This is a genomic window from Nocardia tenerifensis NBRC 101015, assembly GCF_000308715.1.
Taxonomy (GTDB): domain Bacteria; phylum Actinomycetota; class Actinomycetes; order Mycobacteriales; family Mycobacteriaceae; genus Nocardia; species Nocardia tenerifensis.
In genome coordinates, this window is sequence record NZ_BAGH01000504.1 from 1 (window position 1) to 4,384 (window position 4,384).

Annotated in this window: 4 protein-coding genes; all 4 read right to left on the bottom strand. The window is 70.3% G+C overall.

The features are described 5' to 3' along the window. Nucleotides 1-415: 415 nt before the first annotated feature. Nucleotides 416-619 (bottom strand): hypothetical protein, encoded by a 204-nt coding sequence (locus ON39_RS34605; RefSeq protein ID WP_146251057.1) that lies wholly within the window; start codon nucleotides 617-619, stop codon nucleotides 416-418. A gap of 4 nt (nucleotides 620-623) precedes the next feature. Continuing rightward, entirely contained in the window at nucleotides 624-1,841 is a 1,218-nt protein-coding gene (locus ON39_RS34610) for a CynX/NimT family MFS transporter (protein ID WP_051187477.1), read from the bottom strand. Beyond that, nucleotides 1,838-2,851 (bottom strand): AurF N-oxygenase family protein, encoded by a 1,014-nt coding sequence (locus ON39_RS34615; protein ID WP_051187478.1) that lies wholly within the window; start codon nucleotides 2,849-2,851, stop codon nucleotides 1,838-1,840. The genes ON39_RS34610 and ON39_RS34615 overlap by 4 nt, the downstream gene beginning before the upstream one ends. Nucleotides 2,852-2,853: 2 nt before the next feature. After that, the coding region (locus ON39_RS34620; RefSeq protein WP_157195558.1) for an acyltransferase domain-containing protein at nucleotides 2,854-4,384 on the bottom strand (1,531 nt) is incomplete at its 5' end.

Sequence of the window (4,384 nt, forward strand, 5' to 3'; positions counted from 1 at the left end):
GGGTCGACCGGAGGATCGGCCGGGGCCTCGATGGGAGCCTCGATGGTCTGGGGCTCCTCGACGGCGGCGTTGGCGGCGCCGGTGCCCGCGAGGGCCACCCCGGCCGCGGTGGGCAGAGCGACGGCGGCGACACACAGAGCATTACGAATACGCATGACGATAGAACCTCGAATCATTTTGGGGGACAGTGCTTTCCAGACTCCGACACGGCAATCACGCACCGCTGTACCGGATACGTTTCACACTGTACTGAAAATGTTTCGGGGGTGGCAAGTGGTCGCAGGGTCGTCCTTTCGCGTTTCGGTGGCTCGCTGAAGTGCCTGCCACGCTACATCCGCCGCTAGTAGGCATGATTCGACTATTGATGTCGGTTGGCTCACAGTCGTCACAACGTAAGCCAGGTCACCTCAACGTGTCACAAAAACGGTGTGGGCTCAGCCGTATGGTGGCCGCTCCCTCGCCGGGCGACGGGACCGAGTCGATCGACGAAGACGCGGCCCTCCTCGCCCCCGGCACGCCATGACGCCGTCCAGGCGGAGGCGTAGGGCGGGCCGCCGCCGTCGCTCATGAGCACGACGTCGGGCGCGAGCACGTCGAGTCCACCGCGAACAGCCGGCACCACCTCACGCGACGAAGCGTGCCGTGCCCGCCCGCAGGCCCGAAACGATCTGCACGACGGCCAGCGCCAGCAGCAAGAGCAGGACGGCGGTCCAGGCGTGGGTGAGGTCGTGCAGGGCGCCGGCGAGTACGGGGCCGACGGCGCACAGCGCGAAGCCGGCGATCTGGCTCATGGCGGTCAGTTTCGCCGCCGTCTGCGCGTCTCGCGACCGCAGCAGCGGAAGCGAGTATCCGATGGCGGTGCCCGCACCGAGCCCGATGCCCAGCAGGATCATCCAGGCGATGACTCCGCCGACCGGGGAGATCATCAGTCCCGCGAAGGCGATGGCGGAGACGGCGCCGGTCGAGGTCGCGGCCCACACTTGCCGCTCGCTGCGATTGACCAGGATGGACATGGCCAGCGCGGAGGGGACGGCGACCAGGTTGGCGATGGAGAGCATGCCGCCCGCCAGCGAGGCGTCCATGCCCGCGTCGACGAGGATCGTCGGCAGCCAGGCGGACACGGCGTAGAACAGCAGCGCGGGCATGGCGAAGAAAACGGTGACCGCCCAGGCCAGCGGCTGTAGCCACAGGCTGCGCGGCGTGCCCTCCGGCGCCGCGCCCGCCCCCGTGTCGCCGCGAACGCGCAACTGCGGCAACCACACCAGCCACGCGATCACGACGGGCACGGCCCACAGGCCGAGCGTCGCGCGCCAGCCGAGGCCGGTGGCGTGCTGCAGCGGCAGCGTCAGGCCCGAGGCCGCGGCCGCCCCGGTGTACAGGGACATGGTGTAGAGCCCGGTCAGCAAGCCGACATGCTCCGGATGGTCGCGCTTGATGGTGGCGGGAACCAGGACGTTGCCGACCGTGATGGCCAGACCGATGACCGTGGTGCCCACGAACAGCGCGACCACGTTGGGCAGCAGCCGAATACCGAAGCCCGCCAGCAACACCAGCAGCGCGAACCCGATGGTGCGGTTGAGCCCGAGCTCGCGCCCGATGCGCGGCGTGAGGCCGGAGAAGCCCACCCAGCACGCGATCGGCACCGCGACGAGCAGGCTGGCCACGGTGCTGGTGAACCCCTCCTGCTGCTGCACCTGCGGCATGAGCGTGGAGACGGCCGTGATGGGCGGCCGCAGGTTCAGCGCGACGAGCGAGACGCCGGTCGCCACCAGCCAGATCGGCACCGCCACAGCGGAATCGGAGGCGAGCGCCGTGGCGCCGCCCGCCTGCTCCGGCCTCACGGCCCCTCGATCGTCACCGTCGACCAGTCGAACTCCAGCTCCTCGAGTATGTCCAGCTCGGCGCAGAACTTGTGCAGCCCACTGAAATTGGACAGCAGTCGCTTGGCCGACGGGTCGTGCTCGACCTCGTGCAGCATCTCGTGCCCGCCCTCGGCCCCCACCAGGTCCACGATGCGGTGCCAGGTGCCGAAGCTGTTGGCGGCGAACGCCTCCAGCCCGTCGACCATCGCCTCGCGGAACAGCGCGCGCTGCGCCGGGCCGAGCCGGTCGTACACGGCCTTGGCGAGTTCGTCGGCGATGGAGGAGTGGCAGTACTCGTCGCGGTTGTGCATGACCGCGGTGACCTTGTTGATCGGCTGGATCTCGTCGTCCTGGGCGATCAGGTCGAGGTAGGAGTTGATCGAGATCTCGGCGACCGTGGCGAAGGCGAGCGCGCTGAGGTCGCGCTGCCAGGGTTCCTCGCTCGCGGCCATCCGCTGCCGCAGCCGAGTGGCCTTGTACCCGAGCGGAAGTGCCGACTCCGGCATCCGCCAGCCGCGCCTGCGCCGCATCACCGAGCTGGCGTTGAGGTGCATGAGGGTGTGGTACTGCTCGTCGAGCATCGCCTGGGTCATGGCGGTGCTCAGCGTCTCCATGTCGAGGCCGGTGTCGAAGGTGCCCTGGATGACCAGCGAGAACGTCGGATTCACCACGTGCTGTTCGGTATCCATCACGTGCTTGTTGAAGGCCACCCAGCCCCAGCCGAGCATGTGCGCCCTGACCTCGGGGTCCATGGCGCGATAGAACGGGTGCTCCCGGAACGGGATGAGGTGCTCCGGGTAGTCGGGGCGGTCGGGCTCGAACAGCTCGTCGAGGTCGGGCTCGGGGCGCTTGACCATCGCGCGCCGGTGCCAGTTCGCGGTGAGCCTGCTGATCACCGCGTTCTCGATCTGGTCGTCGGGGTCGTAGTCCGGTAGCGACGGCACGACCCGATCCGGCGCGCCGCCTCCGGGATATTGTGGCGATGTCACGGCTATCCCTCCCTCTCTGTCCGGCCACCCGCATCCGGGTGGGTGGCGGTGATCGCCTCGGCGAGGTCGTCGACGCTCGCACCGAGCACCGCGCTCGATGACATCTCGGTTCCCCATCGCCGCTCGAGCCGGGCGCGGATCTCGACGGCGGCCAGCGAGTCGCAACCGACCTCGCGCAACGGGCGTCGCCGCGGGATCTGTTCCGCCGAAAGCCCAAGTACCGCAGACAGTTCGGCGATCAGTATAGCTAAAACGCCGCCCTCGGCGGGGATCTCGGGCGCGGCAGACTCAGGGACCGCCGGTGTCTCCACCCGCGGCGTCTCGGCGGGGGTGAACCAGGTGCGCCGACGCTGCCACGGGTAGGTCGGAACGTCCTCCGGAAGGCGCAGTGCCGGGTATATCGCGGACCAGTCCGGATCGACGCCCGCGCTGTAGAGGCGAGCGGCGATCTCCGCGACGCGCGCGGTCTCCGACACGCCCCGGCGCAGCCCGGCCACGACCGTCGCGCCGTCGCCGCCGGCGAGGCACTGCTGCATCGGCTGCGCCAGCACCGAGTGCGGGCTGATCTCGAGGAAAACCGTTGGCCCCTCGCCGCTCTCGGCGGCGATCACCTCGGCGAACCGCACGGGGGACCGCAGGTTGTCCGCCCAGTACCGCGCGTCGAGGTCCGGTCCGGACATCCGCTCGGCGGTGACCGTCGACCGCAGCGGCACCGAGAGCGGCTGGGGCCGAAGGTCTTTCAGCGCCTCGATCAAGCGCGGTTGCAGCGGCTCCATGAACCGGCTGTGCGAGGCGAAGTTGATCCGCACCCGGCCCGCGCGCACGCCGGTGTCGCGCAGGTCGGCGAGCAGCTCGTCGAGCGCGTCGCTCTCGCCGGAGAGCACGGTCAGGCGCGGGCTGTTGCGCGCGGCCACCACGATCCGCTCGTCGTAGCGCGCGGCCAGCGCCTCGGCCTCGGCGGCGGGCAGCGTCACGGCGACCATGCCGCCGAGCCCGTCCGCCTGCGCGGTCAACTCGCCGCGCAGGCAGATGAGCCGCGCGGCCGTGGGGAGATCGATCGCCCCGGCGACGGTGGCGGCGGCCACCTCGCCGAAGCTGTGCCCGAGGACGACGTCGGGCCGAATGCCCCAGGAGCGCCAGTGTTTCGCCAACGCCACCTGCATGGCCCACACGGCGGGCTGGATCACCGCGGTCTTCGTCAGCTCGTCGCCGTCGTCGGCGAGCACCTTCAGCAGCGACCACCCGGACTCGGATCGTATTGCCGCGTCACAGCTTTCGATGGTCTCCCGGAAGGCCGCCGAGGAGTTCAGCAACTCGCGGCCCATGCCTACCCACTGGCTGCCGTGTCCGGGAAAGACGAACACGACGCGGACCCCGTCGGCGGGTCGGCGGTTGACCTCGTCGGACACCCGGTCCCGCAGTGCGGCGGCCAGCCCGTCGCCGTCGAGAGCGGCCACCGCGGTGCGCCAGTCGTGGTGCGCGCGACCGCGCGCGGCGACGGCGCACACCCGGCGCGCCGTGACCGCGTCCGCG